This window comes from Kitasatospora sp. NPDC059722, assembly GCF_042733235.1.
Lineage (GTDB): Bacteria > Actinomycetota > Actinomycetes > Streptomycetales > Streptomycetaceae > Kitasatospora.
The window spans coordinates 17,892-33,487 of record NZ_JBHWGD010000072.1 but is presented as its reverse complement, the minus strand read 5'-3'; the positions used below and the strand labels follow the sequence as shown (position 1 = coordinate 33,487).

The window sequence follows — 15,596 nt, the reverse complement described above, 5'->3', positions numbered from 1 at the left end:
CACCCCGCCGCCCCCGCCCCGCCGGGCCGCTGACAGGTGGTCTTCGTGTTCGTAGGTGTGGAGTACGACGACCCGGGTCGGCCCGCCGGCGGCGGTGACCAGGCGGGTGGCCTCGATGCCGTCCGTGCCGGGCATCCGGATGTCCATCACGACGACGTCCGGCCGCAGTTCGGCGGCCAGCCGGACGGCGTCGGCGCCGGTGCCGGCCTCGCCGACCACCTCGACGTCGTCCGTCTCCGCGATCACCATCTCCAGCGCGGCGCGCACCAGCGGCTGGTCGTCGGCCAGCACGACGCGGACCACCCGCTGTTCCACCGGCCCGCTCGCGGTCCCGCTCACCGACCCGCTCACCGGCCCGCCTCCGCCCGCAGGGGCAGCCGGGCCGCGACCCGGAACCCGCCCCCGGGGCGCGGCCCGGCGCTGAACTCGCCGTCCAGCAGCGCGACCCGCTCGCGCAGCCCGGCCAGGCCGAAGCCGCTGCCCGGGGCGGTGCCGTGGCCCCGGCCCCGGTCGGTGATCTCGACGGACACCTCGTCCTCCTTCGTGCGGTCGACGGAGACCCGGCAGGCGCTCGCGCCCGCGTGGCGCACCACGTTGGTGACGGACTCCTGGATGACACGGAACACCGCGAGGTCCAACTCGTCCGGGAGTCCGGCCTGTTCACCGAGCCGCCGGACCTCCACCGCGACACCCGCGGCGGTGGTCGCGGCGGCCAGCCGGTCGAGGTCGGCCAGGCCCTGCGGCACGGTGGCCGAGGCCTCCCCCTCGGCCTGGCGCAGCGCGACGAGCATCCGGCGCAGCCCGGCGAGCGTCTCCCGTCCGGCGGTCTCGATCGCGCCGAGCGCCTCCTTGGCCCGCTCCGGCCGGGTGTCGATGACCCGGCGGGCGGCGCCGGCCTGGAGGGCGATGATGCCGATGCTGTGGGCGACGGTGTCGTGCATCTCGCGGGCGATCCGCAGGCGTTCGCCGGTGACGGCCGCCGCGGCCGCCCGGGTGCTCAGCGCCTCGGCGTGCTCGCGGTTCTGCCGCACCGAGCGCCCGGCCAGCCAGGCGACGAGGGCGAGCAGCGCGGCTCCGTCGGCGGACCCGATGTGGGTGCCGGTGAAGATGCCGACGGTGTTGCCGTGCACGAGCCCCATGTGCAGCACGAGGAACGTCATGACCAGGGCGAACGCGCTCCGGGAGGAGCGGCGCGGCGCGGTGGCGGTGATCAGGCAGAGGGCGGCGTCGACGGCGAGCAGCGAGGCCGGGGGCACCTGGGTGTTGGCGGCCCAGCCGTCCGTCTCCGTCCAGGTGGCGATCAGCAGCAGTGCCACGGAGAGCACCGGCAGACGGCGCACGAGGGCGGCGCCGGCGAAGGCGACGGCGGTGTCGAGCAGGGTGAACGCCAGGCCGCCGTGCGCGGCGGCGCCGCTGTGCTGCCGGGCGGTGCCGCCGAGCACGACGGCGGGGTAGGCGGCGGCCGCGCACCAGGCGAGTCCCACCCAGGCCTCGGGCGGGACGCGCCGGAACAGCGGCGGGGTCGGCGTCGTGATCATGGTGGTGATCGTATCGACGGATCGTCGGCGGGTCATCAAACCGTGGTTGTACGACCGGGGATGACGGCCGGGGCCGCACGGTGTCAGCGCCGGTCCGATGCGGCGGTCCGGTCCGCTCCGGCACCGTATTGCCCATGATCGAAGTCACCGAGCTGACCAAGCGCTACGGCCGCCGGACCGCCGTGGACGGCCTCACCTTCACCGTCCGCCCCGGCCACGTCACCGGCTTCCTCGGCCCCAACGGCGCCGGGAAGTCCACCACCCTGCGGATGGTCCTCGGCCTCAACGAGCCGACCTCCGGCACCGCGACCGTCGACGGACGCTCCTTCCGCGACCTCAAGCGCGGCCTGCGCCACGTCGGCGCACTGCTCGACGCCGCCGACGTCCACGGCGGCCGCACCGGCCGCGCCCACCTGCGGGCACTGGCGCGCAGCAACGCGATCCCGCTCGGGCGGGTCGACGAGCTGCTCGCCGAGGTCGGCCTGGCGGATGCCGCGCGCCGCCGGATCGGCGGGTACTCGCTCGGCATGCGCCAGCGGCTCGGCATCGCGGGCGCCCTGCTCGGCGACCCTCCGGTGCTCCTCTTCGACGAGCCGCTCAACGGCCTCGACCCGGAGGGCGTCCTGTGGGTGCGCGGCCTGTTCCGCCGCCTGGCGGCCGAGGGGCGGACGGTCTTCGTCTCCAGCCACCTGATGAGCGAGATGGAGCACACCGCCGACCGGCTGGTCGTGATCGGCCGGGGCCGGCTGATCGCCGACGAGGGCCTGGCGGAGTTCTCCGCGAGGGCCGGCCGGTCGAGCGTGACCGTCGTCGCGGCCGAACCCACCCGGCTGGCCGGGGTGTTGACGGCCGCCGGCGCCACCGTCCGGCCGGCCCCGGAGGGCGCCCTCGCCGTCACCGGCCTCTCCGCCCCGCGGATCGGCGAACTCGCCCTGGAAAACCGCCTCTTGCTGCACGCCCTCACCACCCGCGGCGCCTCCCTGGAGGAGGCGTTCATGGAACTGACCGCCGACAGCGTCGAATACCTCGCCGGAGAGTCCCGTTGAGCACCCTCGCCATGACCGCCACCACCACCGCGCCGGGCCGCGCCCGCTTCCGCGACCTCCTCGCCGCCGAGTGGATCAAGTTCTGGTCGCTGCGCTCGACCCCGTGGGTCCTGCTGCTCGGCGCCGCCGTGGTCGTCCTCGCCGCCGTCAAGAACGCCACCTACACGTACGACCACTTCGAGCCCGGCCCGACGGCCGGCTACCACCAGGCCGCGCTCGACTCGGCGTTCAGCGCCGTCGGCGCCGACGTCGTCATGCTGGTGGGAGGCGGGCTCGGCGCGTTCGTCGTCGTCTGCGAGTACGCCAGCGGCCTCATCCGGGCGAGTCTCGCGGCCGTCCCCGACCGGCGGGCGCTGCTGCTCGCCAAGGCGGCCGTGCTGACGGGCGTGATGCTCGGCTGGGGCGCCGCGGTCTCGGGCACCGCCTTCGGCGTGGCACAGGCGATCATCGGCGGCCGGGGCATCGGGCTGCCGATCACCGACCCGGGCGCGTTCCGGTTCGTCGCGGCGGCCGCGCTGTTCGCGCCGGTCTGCGCGCTCGTCGGACTGTGCCTGGGCGTGCTGATCCGGCACACGGCGGCGAGCGTCGTGAGCACGATCCTGGTGCTGTTCTTCGTGCCGTCGTTCTTCACCGACACCTACCACTGGTCCGCCGACGTCGCGCACGCCCTGCCGTTCACCGCGTGGCGCCGGTTGGCCCAGGTGGACCTGACGAACCAGCGGGTGTCGCCGTACCCGGCCACGGTCGCGAGCGGCTGGATCACGTTCGCGGTGTGGTCCGTCGCGGCGGTCGCGATCGCCGCGCTCACGATCCGGCGCCGGGACCACTGACGGGCGCGCCGAATGGCGGGCGAACGACGAGCGCACTGAACGACGAGCGGGGCCCGCCACGGGGGTGCGGGCCCCGCGTCACCTGGTGCGCCCGGCCGCCAGGTCCGCCGCCGCGACCACCAGCGCCGCCAGGACCAGGCCCGCCGCGACCGTCGCCCCCAGCTCGAAGGCGACCGCCCAGTCCGGGTTCCTCCCGCGGGCGTGGGCGAAGAAGACCGAGCCGACGATCGCGATCCCCACCGCCGAACCGACGCGCTGCGCGGTCTGCAGCACCCCGCCCGCACTGCCGGCCCGGGCGAGCGGGACCTGCGAGAGCGTCAGCGTCTGGTTCGGCGAGATCACCAGCCCGCTGCCCGTCCCCGCCACCAGGAGCGGCAGCGCCGTCGCCCAGCCCGCCCACGTCCCGGGCCCCAGCCGGACCGCCAGGATCGACGCCCCGAGCCCGACGAGCACCAGCACCAGCCCGAACACCACCAGCCGCCGCCCCAGCCGGGTCACCACCCGCCCGCCGAGCGCGGCCGAGACGGCCGAACCCACCGCGAACGGCGTGATCGACAGACCCGCCGCCAGCGCCGAGTAGTGCAGCCCCGCCTGGAGGTACAGCGTGAAGATGAAGAAGATCGCCGTGAACCCCGCGAAGTACACCAGCGACAGCGCCACCCCCGCCGCGTACGGGCGCACCGCGAACAGCTCCATGTTCACGAGCGGCTCCCGCCGCCGCGCGTAGTGCCGCTCCCACCCGACGAACGCCCCCAGCAGCAGCACCGCCACCGGCAGCAGCAGCCACCGCGCCGGGCTGTGCCACTGCTGCTCCTGGACGAACGGCAGCAGCAGCGCCACCGTCCCGCCGCCGAGCAGCACCACCCCGACCGGGTCGAAGTCCCGGTGCCCCGCCCGCTCACCCGCCGGCGGGGGCGGCGGCAGCAGGTGGTAGGCGACCGGCAGCGCCGCGATCCCGATCGGCAGGTTGACCAGGAACACCCACCGCCAGCCGTCCTGCGGCCCGAACAGGTGGATCAGCAGCCCGCCCAGCAGCGGGCCGACCGCCGTCGACACCCCGATCGTCGACCCCAGCGCACCGAACGCCCGCCCCCGCTCGGCCCCCTGGAACAGCGTCTGGATGAACCCGGACACCTGCGGCACCAGCACCCCGCCCGCCGCGCCCTGGAACAGCCGGGCCAGCACCAGCCACGTCTGGTCCTGCGCCGCCCCCGCGAGCGCGCTGGCCAGCGTGAACAGCGCCAGCCCGGTCAGGAACACCGCCCGCCGGCTGCGCGCGTCCCCGAGCCGCCCGGCCGGGACCAGCACGAGCCCGAAGGCCAGCGCGTAGCCGCTCAGCACCCACTGCAGGCCGCTCTCCGACATGTGCAGCCCGGTGCGGACGGTCGGCAGGGCGACGTTCACGATGCTGACGTCCAGCAGCGTCATGAACCCGGCCACCAGGCACACCGCGAGCGCCCGCCAGCGCCGCGCCCCGGCCCGCCCGCCGACGGCGGAGGCGCCCCGGGACGGCGGGCGCGCGGTGCTGTTGGGGGGATCGGGGTTCATGGGGAGCCTTCTCCGGACCTCCGGACGCCCGGCATCGTCGGACGCCCGGCATCGCCCTGGGGGCCTCATCCTCACCCCGCCCGACCGCGGGGGCCACCCGGCTCACCCGGACGGCCGAACCGCCGCGCGGCGGGCCCGCGGGCGCGGCGAGGCTGGGCGCATGACCGTCGACACCGAGACCACGCCGTCCGCCCCGCCCGTGCTGGACGTCCGGCAGCGGAACGTCGTCTTCGCCACGATCGTGCTCGGCATGCTGCTGGCCGCCCTCGACCAGACGATCGTCGGCACCGCGCTGCCCACCATCGTCGCGGACCTGGGCGGCGCCGCCCACATGTCCTGGGTGGTCACCTCCTACCTGCTCGCCGAGACCGTCGCCACCGTGCTGGCCGGCAAGTTCGGCGACCTGTACGGGCGCAAGCTGCTCTTCCAGGTGTCCGCGATCGTCTTCATCACCGGCTCGTTCTTCTGCGGCCTGGCGACGAACATGACGCTGCTGATCGCCTGGCGCGCCCTCCAGGGCATCGGCGCGGGCGGCCTGATGGTCACCGCGATGGCGCTGATCGCCGACGTCATCCCGCTGCGGGAGCGCGGCAAGTACCAGGGAGCGATCGGCGCGGTGTTCGGCGTGGCGACGGTCATCGGCCCGCTGCTCGGCGGGCTGTTCACCGACCACCTGTCCTGGCGCTGGGCGTTCTACGTCAACGTGCCGATCGCCGTCCTCGTGGTCGTCGCGGCGGCCCGGACGATCCCCTCGGTGCGGGCCGCCGTCCGGCCGGTCATCGACTACCTGGGGATCGCGCTGGTCGCGGTCGGGGCCGGCGCCCTGATCCTGGCCACCAGTTGGGGCGGCAACCAGTACGCGTGGGGCTCGGCGACGATCATCGGCCTGTTCGCGGGCGGCGCCGTGGCGCTCGCCCTGTTCTGCGTGGTCGAGACGCGCGCGGCCCAACCCATGCTGCCCATGCGGCTGTTCCGCAACCCGGTGTTCGCGGTCTGCTCGGTGCTCAGCTTCATCGTCGGCTTCGCCATGCTCGGCGCGCTGACCTTCCTGCCGACCTTCCTCCAGTACGTGGACGGCGACTCCGCCACCGTCTCCGGCGTCCGCATGCTCCCGATGGTCATCGGCCTGCTGCTCGCCTCCATCGCCAGCGGCAACGTCGTCAGCAAGACCGGCCAGTACCGGCTGTTCCCCATCGCCGGCACCCTCGTGATGGCCCTCGGCCTCTACCTGCTCTCGCTGCTCAAACCCGGGACGGGCACCGCACTCGCCTCGCTGTACATGTTCGTCCTCGGCGTCGGCATCGGGCTGAGCATGCAGGTGCTCACCATCGCGGTGCAGAACACCGTCGACTACGCGGACCTCGGCACCGCCACCTCCGGCGTCACGTTCTTCCGCACCATCGGCAGCTCCTTCGGCACCGCCGTCTTCGGCACCATCTATGCCAACAGCCTGAAGACCGAACTCGCCGACGGCATCGCCTCCTCCGCCCGCCTCACCGGCGCGAGCCCGGCCGTGCTCGGCAAGGCCGCCGAGAGCCCGCAGGGCCTGCACGCGCTGCCCGCCGACCAGGCCGCGCCGATCGTCCAGGCGTACTCCGACGCCCTGCACACCGTCTACCTGTGGACCATCCCGGTCGCGGTGGTCGGCTTCGTCGTCGCGCTGTTCCTCAAGCAGGTCAAGCTGCGCGACACCGCGCGGGCCGGCTCCACCGACCTCGGCGAGGCCTTCGCCCAGCCGACCACCAGCGACGCCGACCCGCACCTGGAGTACTCGGTCTGCAAGATCGTGCGCGGGGTCGACCTCGACGCCGTCCGCTCGATCGTCTCCACCGCCGACACCCGCGTCGACCTCGCCGGCGCGTGGGCCCTCATGGAGGTCGCCGGCCACACCAAGGCCGTCGGCCGGGCCTCCCTCGACCTCATCGCCGCGCGCAAGCGCGTCCCGCCCGAGGTCCTGGAACCGGTCTTCGACCGCATGACCGACGAGGGTTACCTCACCCGCGACGGCGACCAGCTGATCCCCACCGAGGCCGGCCGCCGGCAGATCACCGCCCTGGCCCGCGCCTGGTCCGACTGGCTCAACGCCCGCCTCGACGCCGACGCCGGCCGCCCCCGCAGCCCCCGACTGCGCACCGCCGCCGACGCCATCGCCTGGCGCCTCCTCGTCGAGGACCTCACCAACGGCCTCCCGGCCCACGCCCGCCCGAAGGCCCCGGCGACGGTGCCGGCGGAGTAGGCGGCGAGGCCCCTACGCCAGCGGCTTGGCCAGGACGAGTTCGCGGCCGGTGCCGTCGTCGAGGAGGTCGCCGAGCTCGTCGGTGTCGGCGAAGGCGTGGCGGCGGTAGAGGGCGATCGCGGCGTCGTTGTGGGGCGTGACGGCGAGCTTCAGGGTGGAGCAGCCCTGGGCGGCGGCCCACTTGGCGATCTCGGTGATCAGGAGGTCGCCGGCGCCCCGGCCGCGGGCCTGCGGGGCGACCCACATCGAGATGAGCTCGGCGGCCGTCGGGTCCTCGTCGGCGGGGACGCCGCTGGCCATGGCGACGGGCGTGCCGTCCAGGACGGCGACCAGGTCGAGCGCGCCGGGGATCTCCAGGCGCGAGCGCCAGCGGTCCTCGTGGTCGCCGGGCCCCTGCCAGTCGGCCAGGGTGGAGCCGAAGGCGTACGGCGCCTCGGCGAGCGCGGCGAGGCGCAGCTCGCGGAAGACGGGCCAGTCGTCGGAGGAGAGGATTCGCAGTTCAAGCATGGTGCGGACCTTGCCGCACCGGGCACCGGTACGGCAAGCCCATTATCCGGTGAGGGGCGGGTCCGCCCTGGTTCGGAGGACCGTCACGACCGGCGGAGACGGGATCGCTCCGCACTGTCCGTCAGCCGGTCATGGGCGGGTTGAGGCGGGCGAAGGCCTCCTGGCGGCGGTAGGGGAAGTAGGGGTAGGGGGCGGTGCGGTGGCTGGCGGCGTCGAGGCGGGTGATCTGGTCGGGGGTGAGGGACCAGCCGACGGCGCCGAGGTTCTGGCGGAGCTGGTCCTCGTTGCGGGCGCCGATGATGACGGAGGAGACGGTCGGGCGGCGCAGGAGCCAGTTGATCGCCACCTGGGGGACGGTGCGGCCGGTCTCCTCGGCGATCTCGTCGAGGGCGTCGACGACGCGGTGGAGGTGGTCGTCCTCGACCGGGGGGCCGTAGTCGGCGGTGTCGTGGAGACGGCTGCCGGCCGGGACGGGCGTGCCGCGGCGGATCCTGCCGGTGAGGCGGCCCCAGCCGAGCGGGCTCCAGACGAGGGCGCCGACTCCCTGGTCGGCGGCCAGCGGCATCAGCTCCCACTCGTAGTCGCGGCCGACGAGCGAGTAGTAGACCTGGTGGGCGGCGTAGCGGGGGCGGCCGTGGCGGTCGGCGGCGGCGAGGGACTTCATGAGCTGCCAGCCGGAGAAGTTGGACACGCCGGTGTAGCGGACCTTGCCGGCGCGGACGAGGTCGTCGAAGGTGGCCAGGACCTCCTCGACGGGGGTCGCGGCGTCGAAGGCGTGGAGCTGGAAGAGGTCGATGTAGTCGGTGCCGAGGCGGCGCAGGGCGTCGTCGACGGCCTTGGTGAGGCGGGCCCGGGAGGTGCCGGCGTCGTTGGGGCCCTCACCGGTGGGCAGGCCGGCCTTGGTGGAGATGAGGACCCGGTCGCGGCGGCCGTGGACGGCCTTGCCGAGCACCTCCTCGGAGGCGCCGTCGGAGTAGACGTCGGCGGTGTCGAACATCGTCACGCCGGCGTCGATGGCGATGTCGAGGAGGCGGCGGGCCTCCTGGTCGCCGGTGGTGCCCCAGGCGCCGAAGAGCGGGCCCCGCCCGCCGAAGGTGCCGGTGCCGAGGCTGAGCACGGGGACCTTGAGGCCGGACGCGCCGAGCTGACGGTATTCCATGGTGGTTGCTCCCCCAGGAGGCGACTAACGGGACGGTCGTTCCGTTAGGATGACTCGACCGTAGCAGAGTCCGACGAGCTAATGGAACAGGAATCCCGTTAATGGTCGACGAGAGCCAGCCCGTCCCGGGCACCGTCCGCCCCGGCGGCCGCACCGCGCGCGTGCGCGCCGCCGTCCTGCGCGCCGCGGAGGACGCGCTCGTCGAGCACGGCTTCGCCGGCCTCGACCTCGGCGACATCGCCCAGCGCGCCGAGGTCGGGCGCACCACCGTCTACCGGCGCTGGGGCGGCACCAGCGCCCTGGTCGCCGACCTGCTCGCGGACATGGCCGAGCAGTCGCTGCCGCGCACCCGCAGCGGCTCGCTCGCCGAGGACCTGCGCGCCAACGCGCGGCTGGTCCAGCGCACCCTCGCCGACCCGCGCCAGGGCGCGCTGTTCCGCGCGGTGATCGTCGCGGCGAACGGCGACGCGGGCGCGGCGGAGGCGCTCCGGCGCTTCTACGAGGTGCGGGTCGCCGAGTGGGCGCCGTGCGTCACTGAGGCCGTCGAGCGCGGCGAACTGCCCGCCGGCACCGACCCGGCGGAGGTCGTGCGGGCCGTCTCGGCCCCGCTCTACTACCGGATGCTCACGACGGCCGACCCGCTGGACGAGGCCGCAGCCGACCGCGCCGCAGCAGCCGCCGAGGCGGCGGCCCGGGCCGGGGCGTACTGCCGCTGAACCGCGAACGGCCGCACAGCACAGGGGCGTTGTGCGGCCGAAGGGCCAGGAACACCAGGGTCACCGGGCCGCTTCCTCCAGGACCGCCATCGCCGCGTTGTGGCCGGGGATGCCGCTGACTCCCCCGCCGCGTACCGCCCCCGCGCCGCACAGCAGCACGTTCGGGTGGGCCGTCGCCACGCCCCAGCGTTCGGCGGCGCCGGCCGGATCCCCTTCCGCGTACGGGAAGGACAGGTCGCGGTGGAAGATGTGACCGCCCGGCAGGCCGAGCTCGCGCTCCAGGTCCAGCGGCGTCTTCGCCTCCACACAGGGCCGCCCGTCGGCATCCGTCGCCAGGCAGTCGGCGATCGGCTCGGCGAGCACGTCGTCCAGCTGCGCCAGACTCGCCGCCAGCGCACGGGCCTTGACGTCCTCGTACGTCGACGGGTCCGCGAACAGCCGTGCGGGCACGTGGAGCCCGAAGAGGGTCAGGGTGTGGAGGCCCTGCCCGATCGCGCCAGGGCCGAGGATCGAGCTGTCGGTGAGCGTGTGGCAGTAGATCTCGGACGGCGGCGCCGAGGGCAGCCGGCCCGACGCCGCCTCGCCGTACGCCGCCTCCAACTGCCGGTAGCCTTCGGCGATGTGGAACGTCCCGGAGAAGGCGTCCCGCGGGTCGACGGCGGAGTCGCGGAGGGCGGGAAGTCGGCGCAACACCATGTTGACCTTCAACTGCGCTCCTTCCGGCGGAAGTTCAGCTGAAGGCTCGCCACCGAGAAGCCGTGCCAGCGTCGCCGGCGCCGCGTTCACCAGTACCTTGGCACCCACCACCACCGCTTCACCGTCTTTATGACGGTACGTCACCTCGGCATCGCCGTGGCCGTCCGTCACGATCGCCGTGACCTCGCATCCGGTGCGCAGCTCGGCGCCCGCCGCCAGCGCCGCCTCCGTGAGTGCGCCGGTGACCGCGCCCATGCCGCCGACCGGGACATCCCAGTCGCCCGTTCCGTTGCCGATGACGTGGTAGAGGAAGCAGCGGTTCTGCCGCAGCGAGGGGTCGTGGGCGTGGGTGAACGTGCCGATCAGGGCGTCCGTCAGCACGACGCCGCGCACGAGGTCGTCGGCGAAGGTCCGCTCGATCGCCTCGCCAAGCGGCCGCTCGAACAGCGCCTCCCAGGCGGCGTCGTCCCCGATCCGGCGACGCAGCTCGGCGCGCGAGGGAAGTGGTTCGGTGAGCGTGGGGAAGACGCGCTCGGCGATCCGCCCGGTCGTGCCGTAGAAGCGGCGCCAGGCCTCCCACTCGCGCTCGCCGCCGGTCAGCGCCCGGAAGGACTCGCGCGTGCGGTCCGGGTCGGCCGCGTCGACGAGCAGGCCGGTCGGCTTCCCGTCCCGCACCACCGGCGTGTACGAGGAGATCCGGCGGCGCCGCAGCTCCAGCCGCAGGCCGAGCTCGCGCACGATCGCGCGCGGGAGCAGGCTCACGAGGTACGAGTAGCGCGACAGCCGCGCGTCGATCCCCGGGAAGGCCTCGGCCGACACCGCCGCCCCGCCCACCCGCGGCAGCCGTTCGAGCACCAGCACCCGCCGCCCGGCCCGCGCGAGGTACGCCGCCGCCACCAGTCCGTTGTGCCCGCCGCCGACGATCACGGCGTCGTACCGCGAGGACGCGTTCGTGTTCATCCGGCCACGGTACGACCGAACGGACGCCGCGTCACCGGTTCGGGGCGCACCGGCTGCGCTCCGTAGCCGTCCTTCGTAGCGTCATGGCCATGACGATCATTGCGAAAGCACGCGCGGCCTGCGTCGCCGCCCTCGTCGGCGCGACCCTGGCGGCCGGCACCGGGACCGCGACGGCCGGCGGCGGCGTCGGCGGCGGGGGCGTCGGCGGCATCGAGGCGGCGTCGGTGCCGTACTACCACCAGGCACTCGCCAACGACTGCGAGGCGGCGGCCCTGCGCATGGTCCTGGCCTCGCGCGGCGTGACGGCGAGCGACCAGGACGTCCTGGACCGGATCGGCGTCGACTGGGACCACCCCGAGTTCGGGCACTCCGGCCCGCTCTCCGGTGACCCGTACGAGGCCTTCGTCGGCGACCCGGACGGCTCGGAGGTGGACGGCACCGGCTTCGGCGTGTACGCCCCGCCGGTGGCGAAGGCCGCCCGCGCCTTCGGGCTCTCCGTGGCCCATTCGGGCTCGGACATCCCGGTCCAGACCCTGAAGGACAGCCTGGCCGCCGGCCGCCCGGCGATCGTGTGGGTGGACTACCTGTGGCGCCACCTCAGGTCGACCACCTACACGGCGTACGACGGCGTCAAGGTCCTCTATGCGGGACCGGCCGAACACGCCGTCGTCGTCACGGGGTTCGGCGACGGCACGGTGTCGGTCAACGACCCCGCGCGCGGCCGGACGACCGTCTCGGAGACGGACTTCGAGAACGGCTACGCGACCTACGGCCGGATGGCGGTCGTCGTCGACTGACGAGGACCGCCACCCGCCGCGGGACGGCCTAGAAGAAGCTGTCGTCGTCGCCCTCGTAGTAGTTGTTGACGACGACCTGGGGCTCGTCGTCGCTCAGCGCCTCGTTGAGCAGCGCGCCGCCGACCAGGCCCGCGGCACCGGCACCCAGCAGGGCGCCGGTGCCGAAGCGGCGGCCGCCCTGCTGCTCCGGGTGGCCCTGGCCGGGGACCTGCGGGTACCCCTGCTGGTAGCCCTGGGGGTACCCCTGCTGGACCGGCTGCGGGTACCCCTGCTGCGGGGTGTAGAACGGCGGCGGGGTGGTCTGCACGCGCTGGGCGCAGGCGGCGCACGCCTGGATCGGGCGCGGCACGCCCCACTGCGGCGACCACTGCACCGCGGTCGAGCCGACGCCGTGCGAGGGGTCGAAGAAGCACGTCACTGCGGAACTCCCTGTTGCTTGCTGGACCGTTGCTGCCTGAGGGACAGAGGGGACGGCCGGCGGGGCCGCAGGCGCCGCCGGGGCGGCCGGCTGGAGCAGCGCGACGCCGAAGTCGGTCGCGATGCCCGCCAGCCCGGTCGCGTAGCCCTGCCCCACGGCCCGGAACTTCCAGTCCGCGCCGTTGCGGTAGAGCTCGCCGAACACCATCGCCGTCTCGCTGCCCGCCTCGGCGGCGACGTCGTAGCGCACCACCTCGGTGGCCCCGTCGGCGTCGGTGATCCGGATGTACGCGCCGCTCACCTGACCGAAGGACTGCCGGCGCTGCGCCGCGTCGTAGATGGCGACGGCGAAGACGATCCGCTCGACGTCGGCGGACACGTCGGTGAGCGAGACGTCGATCCGCTCGCGGTCCCCGCCGGCGCCCAGGTCACTGCCGTGGTGGCGGACCGAGCCGTCCGGGCTGCGCAGGTTGTTGAAGAAGACGAAGTGCCCGTCCGAGACGACCTGCCCGGAGCGCCCGCACAGCAGCGCGCTGGCGTCCAGGTCGTATCCGGGGCCCGCCGTCCAGCCGAGGCCCACCCGCACGGCCCCGAGCCCGGGGGCCTGCTTGCCCAGCGAGACGTTGCCGCCCTTCGTCAGGGCCACACCCATGGCGCTTCCTCTCCTCCACACCCTTGCTTTTTGCACTGCCGACCTCGACAACGCTGTAGAGCCCGTGCCGGTTCCCGCCGACAGGTCAGTACCGGACGGGCAGCTCCAGCAGGCCGCGGGCGCGCAGCGCGGGCCGGTGGCGCAGCTGCTCGACGGGCACGTCGAGGGCCAGGTCGGGGAAGCGGCGCAGCAGCGCGCCGAGCGCGATCTCGGTCTCCATGCGGGCGAGCGGCGCGCCGAGGCAGTAGTGGATGCCGTGGCCGAGGGAGAGGTGGCCGCTCTCGCGGCGGCGCAGGTCGAGCCGGTCCGGGTCCGCGAACTGGTCGGGGTCGCGGTTGGCGGACGCTATGGCGAGCAGGACGGTCTCGCCGGCCGGGACGGTGACGCCGCCGATGGTGACGTCCTCGCGCGGGAAGCGTCGGATGGACAGCGGGGCCGGGCCGTCGAAGCGGGCGAACTCGTCGAACGCGCCCTCGACCAGGGCCGGTTCGGCCCGCAGGGCGGCGAGCTGCTCGGGGTGGGTGAGCAGGGCGAGGACGGCGTTGGCGATGAGGTGGACGGTGTTCTCGTAGCCGGCGAAGAGGATCAGGAAGGCGAGCGAGGTGAGTTCGTCCTCGCTGAGCCGGTCCTCGGCGTCGCGGACCGCGATGAGGTCGGAGAGGAGGTCGTCGCCGGGGGCGGTGCGCTTGCGCCCGATGAGGCCGGTGAAGAAGGCGAGCATCGCGCCGACGGCGGCCTTGGCGTCCTGCGGGCGCTCGGGGTCGGGGGTGATGAGGGCGTCGGTCCAGGCGCGGAAGTCGTGCCGGTCGTCCTCGGGGACGCCGAGCAGGTCGCAGATGACCGTGATGGGCAGCGGCGCGGCGTAGGCGGCGAGCAGGTCGGCGCGGCCGAGCGGGGCCATCGCGTCGAGCAGCTGCTCGGCGACCCGCTCGATCGGGCCGCGCAGGGCGGCGGTCCGGCCCGGGGTGAACGCCTTGGTGACCAGCCGGCGGATGCGGGTGTGGTCGGGCGGGTCCATGGTGAGCAGGTTGGCGTCGAGGGCCGGCGGCAGCCTGAAGCCGCGGTAGTTGCCGGGCGCCGCATGGGCCTTGTCGAGGGACAGCCGCGGGTCGGCGAGGGCCTGGCGGACGTCCGCGTAGCGGGTCACCAGCCACACGGGCAGTCCGTCCGGTCCGACGACCCGGTGGACGGGGGCGGCGGCGCGCAGGGCGGCGTAGCCCGCGTAGGGGTCGGCGATCAGGGCCTTCACGGTCAGGTCGGATGACGTCACATGATCACCTTACGGCCGGCGGCGGACCCCGTTTCCGCTGCCCCGGGCCGCGCAGGCCGGGCCGGCGAAGCGCGTCCCCGCCGCCCGGGCCCGGGAACCCGCGATCTCGCGGTAGGCGTCCGCGCGGCCCGCCCAGTGCGAGCCCTCGACGGACTTGCCGCGCTCCAGGTCCTTGTAGACCTGGAAGAAGTGGGTGATCTCCAGCAGGTCGAAGCGCGGCAGGTCGCCGATGTCGCGCAGTCCCTCGTAGCGCGGGTCCCTGGCCGGCACGCACAACACCTTCTGGTCCGGGCCGCGTTCGTCGCGCATGACCCACATGCCGACGGCCCGGCAGGTCTGCACGCAGCCCGGCACGGCCGGCTCGCCGCCGAGCACGAGGGCGTCCAGCGGTTCGCCGTCGCCGCCGAGGGTGCCCTCGACGTAGCCGTAGTCCGCCGGGTAGCGGGTGGCGGTGAAGAGCGTCCGGTCGAGGCGGATGCGGCCCGCGGCGAAGTCCATCACGTACTTGTTGCGGGATCCCTGCGGGATCTCGATCATGACCTCGAAGAACGTCGACCCGGGCCCGCCCCGGTCCTCGAACTCCACCTGCGCCTCCACTGCGGCCTCCTCGCCGGTCCTGTGGCGATTGTCCGCCGCGGGGGCCCGCGCTGCCCACCCCCCCGCGACGCGTGTTGGGGCGCGGGGTGCGCGCGGTACCGTCACCGCATGCCCGAAACCCGGTTGACCACCCCCTCGTTCCTCGTGCTCGGCATCATCGACAAGCTGGGCGAGGCCAGCCCGTACGACGTCAAGGTGGAGGCGGCCCGGACGGTCGCGCCGTTCTGGTCGGTGCCGCACGCGCAGGTGTACGCGCAGTGCGACCGCCTGCTGCAGGGCGGGCTGCTGTCCGAGGTGCGGCAGGAGGGCGGGCGGGGCCGACGGCTGATGCGGCTCACCGACGGGGGGAGGGCCGCGCTGGCCGAGTGGCTGGCCGATCCGGGCTTCGAGCCGGTGGAGGCGCGGGAGCGGAACATCCTCAAGCTGTGGTTCGGCGGCAGCCCGCGGATCCTCGCGCCGGGGCAGGTGCTGGAGCACGGCCGCACGCTCGGCGAGTACGAGCACCTGGCGGAGGAGGTCGGCGAGCTGCTGAGCCGGGGGGAGCGCGAGGCGCTGGAGTTCGGCATCCGGTACGAGCGGATGATGGTGGACTTCTGGCAGTGGGTGCAGTCCCGCGACGACTCCTGA

Annotated in this window: 15 protein-coding genes; 6 read left to right on the top strand and 9 right to left on the bottom strand. The window is 74.3% G+C overall.

Translation table 11 applies throughout. From position 1 onward, the window contains the following. Both ACFV4F_RS33095 and ACFV4F_RS33090 read right to left on the bottom strand, forming a co-directional pair. On the bottom strand, positions 1-339 hold a 339-nt coding region (locus tag ACFV4F_RS33095; protein ID WP_380508137.1), incomplete at its 3' end, for a response regulator transcription factor. 8 nt (positions 340-347) lie between these two features. Continuing rightward, positions 348-1,538 (bottom strand): sensor histidine kinase, encoded by a 1,191-nt coding sequence (locus ACFV4F_RS33090; RefSeq protein WP_380442671.1) that lies wholly within the window; start codon positions 1,536-1,538, stop codon positions 348-350. Between the two features lie 134 nt (positions 1,539-1,672). On the opposite strand from ACFV4F_RS33090, the gene ACFV4F_RS33085 reads away from it, so the two are divergent. Then, positions 1,673-2,584 carry an ABC transporter ATP-binding protein gene (locus ACFV4F_RS33085; protein WP_380508134.1) on the top strand — a complete coding sequence of 304 codons (912 nt, stop codon included), beginning with the start codon at positions 1,673-1,675 and terminating at the stop codon, positions 2,582-2,584. Beyond that, entirely contained in the window at positions 2,581-3,414 is an 834-nt protein-coding gene (locus tag ACFV4F_RS33080; RefSeq protein WP_380508132.1) for an ABC transporter permease, read from the top strand. The genes ACFV4F_RS33085 and ACFV4F_RS33080 overlap by 4 nt, the downstream gene beginning before the upstream one ends. Before the next feature lie 78 nt (positions 3,415-3,492). Here ACFV4F_RS33080 and ACFV4F_RS33075 read toward each other — a convergent pair whose 3' ends face one another. After that, positions 3,493-4,962 (bottom strand): MFS transporter, encoded by a 1,470-nt coding sequence (locus ACFV4F_RS33075; RefSeq protein WP_380442677.1) that lies wholly within the window; start codon positions 4,960-4,962, stop codon positions 3,493-3,495. A 160-nt stretch (positions 4,963-5,122) separates the two neighbouring features. Between ACFV4F_RS33075 and ACFV4F_RS33070 the strand changes: the two genes are divergently transcribed. Next, a complete protein-coding gene (locus ACFV4F_RS33070) occupies positions 5,123-7,198 on the top strand; it encodes an MDR family MFS transporter (RefSeq protein ID WP_380508129.1) in 2,076 nt (691 codons plus the stop codon). A gap of 12 nt (positions 7,199-7,210) precedes the next feature. Here ACFV4F_RS33070 and ACFV4F_RS33065 read toward each other — a convergent pair whose 3' ends face one another. Together ACFV4F_RS33065 and ACFV4F_RS33060 are read right to left on the bottom strand one after the other, a co-directional pair. Continuing rightward, complete coding sequence (locus tag ACFV4F_RS33065) at positions 7,211-7,705, bottom strand: GNAT family N-acetyltransferase (RefSeq protein ID WP_380508126.1); 495 nt, start codon at positions 7,703-7,705, stop codon at positions 7,211-7,213. Between the two features lie 121 nt (positions 7,706-7,826). Continuing rightward, positions 7,827-8,864, bottom strand: a complete 1,038-nt coding sequence (locus ACFV4F_RS33060; RefSeq protein WP_380508123.1) for an aldo/keto reductase — start codon at positions 8,862-8,864, stop codon at positions 7,827-7,829. 101 nt (positions 8,865-8,965) lie between these two features. On the opposite strand from ACFV4F_RS33060, the gene ACFV4F_RS33055 reads away from it, so the two are divergent. Continuing rightward, positions 8,966-9,580, top strand: a complete 615-nt coding sequence (locus ACFV4F_RS33055) for a TetR/AcrR family transcriptional regulator (protein WP_380442685.1) — start codon at positions 8,966-8,968, stop codon at positions 9,578-9,580. Positions 9,581-9,640: 60 nt separating this feature from the next. Here ACFV4F_RS33055 and ACFV4F_RS33050 read toward each other — a convergent pair whose 3' ends face one another. Beyond that, complete coding sequence (locus ACFV4F_RS33050) at positions 9,641-11,236, bottom strand: phytoene desaturase family protein (RefSeq protein ID WP_380508120.1); 1,596 nt, start codon at positions 11,234-11,236, stop codon at positions 9,641-9,643. 89 nt (positions 11,237-11,325) lie between these two features. On the opposite strand from ACFV4F_RS33050, the gene ACFV4F_RS33045 reads away from it, so the two are divergent. After that, complete coding sequence (locus ACFV4F_RS33045; protein WP_380508117.1) at positions 11,326-12,033, top strand: C39 family peptidase; 708 nt, start codon at positions 11,326-11,328, stop codon at positions 12,031-12,033. 28 nt (positions 12,034-12,061) lie between these two features. Here the strand turns inward: ACFV4F_RS33045 and ACFV4F_RS33040 are convergent, their stop codons facing one another. The 3 genes from ACFV4F_RS33040 to ACFV4F_RS33030 form a co-directional block, all read right to left on the bottom strand. After that, the gene (locus ACFV4F_RS33040) at positions 12,062-13,102 is read right to left on the bottom strand and encodes a TerD family protein (protein WP_380495289.1); all 1,041 of its coding nucleotides are present in this window, start codon (positions 13,100-13,102) and stop codon (positions 12,062-12,064) included. Between the two features lie 85 nt (positions 13,103-13,187). Next, positions 13,188-14,372, bottom strand: coding sequence for a cytochrome P450 (locus ACFV4F_RS33035; RefSeq protein ID WP_380508114.1), 1,185 nt, complete (start codon positions 14,370-14,372; stop codon positions 13,188-13,190). A gap of 9 nt (positions 14,373-14,381) precedes the next feature. After that, on the bottom strand, positions 14,382-14,909 hold the full coding sequence (locus ACFV4F_RS33030) for an inorganic diphosphatase (protein WP_380442719.1): 528 nt from the start codon (positions 14,907-14,909) through the stop codon (positions 14,382-14,384). A 168-nt stretch (positions 14,910-15,077) separates the two neighbouring features. Here ACFV4F_RS33030 and ACFV4F_RS33025 point away from each other — a divergent pair, with 168 nt between their 5' ends. Further along, complete coding sequence (locus tag ACFV4F_RS33025) at positions 15,078-15,596, top strand: PadR family transcriptional regulator (protein WP_380442694.1); 519 nt, start codon at positions 15,078-15,080, stop codon at positions 15,594-15,596.